The sequence below is a fragment of the Gammaproteobacteria bacterium genome, from assembly GCA_003696665.1.
Classification (GTDB): Bacteria; Pseudomonadota; Gammaproteobacteria; order Enterobacterales.
In genome coordinates, this window is the sequence record RFGJ01000582.1 from 1 (window position 1) to 1,000 (window position 1,000).

Sequence of the window (1,000 nt, forward strand, 5' to 3'; positions counted from 1 at the left end):
ATCGCAGTCGGTCGTCGTATAGTCGGCCGGCCACTGGATGTCGGCCAGCGTAAACGGATCGCTGTTGACGATCGTGATCGTCTGGGTGCACTGGGCGGTATGGCCCCCTTCATCCGTTACAGTAAAGAACCGATAGATCGCACCGACATTACAGCTATTGATATTATAGACAGAGTCAGATGTCAACTCAACTGCCAGGCAGTTATCGGAATACGTTGGATATCCAAACTGACTCAAGTCAGATACATCAGTTCCGCATTCGATTTCCTTATCTGGCGGACAAGTAATCGTGGGGGCAATATTATCCTGCCCTTGGACTTCCACGGAAACCATACAATCATTGTAGTTGCCGTAGCTGTCGTATACCCTCAATACCACCACTACCATCTCTCCGATATCGCAGCAACTGAAATTCACCACTTCATCAAAGGGCGTCCCAGAGGGTATGCAATTATCTGGCAACCGACGTACTTCAAAATGATCAAGCTGACAATTGTCAAGGCTGCCATCGTCAAACGTCTCTGCACTCACTTGTGCAGTCCCATCCCCTGTTAATGAAACAACAGTAAAATCATCACACACCGCTACTGGTTCCACATCATCTACCACTGTCAATGTAGTAGTGCATGTGGCGAAGTTGCCGCACTCATCAGTTGCATTATAGGTGACAACATAAGTCCCTACTGGCACATTGTAAATCCACCCCCCGTTATCGTTCACCACGCCAACATCGGTTTGGGTCTGAACGGAGAACCCAGAACAGTCATCGGTCACGGTGGCCGGCGGCAGCTGCACATTGGCAGTACAAGTGGTCGTCAGGGTACTCTTGACGATGGGTGCCGGGCAGACGAGCTCCGGCGGCGTCGTGTCCATTACCTTGATGATCTGGGTACACGTCCACGGGTTGGGTGCCGAGCCGCCCTGCGGCAGACACCAGTCATACACACTCCAGGTCCGAAGAATCTTGTAGCCGCCCCCGCAGATTTGAAATACTTCATCC

1 protein-coding gene is annotated in these 1,000 nt (G+C 51.4%); it reads right to left on the minus strand.

What is annotated here, in order from left to right:
* On the minus strand, positions 1 to 873 hold an 873-nt coding region (locus D6694_14155; GenBank protein RMH36056.1), incomplete at its 3' end, for an HYR domain-containing protein.
* Positions 874 to 1,000 lie beyond the last annotated feature (127 nt).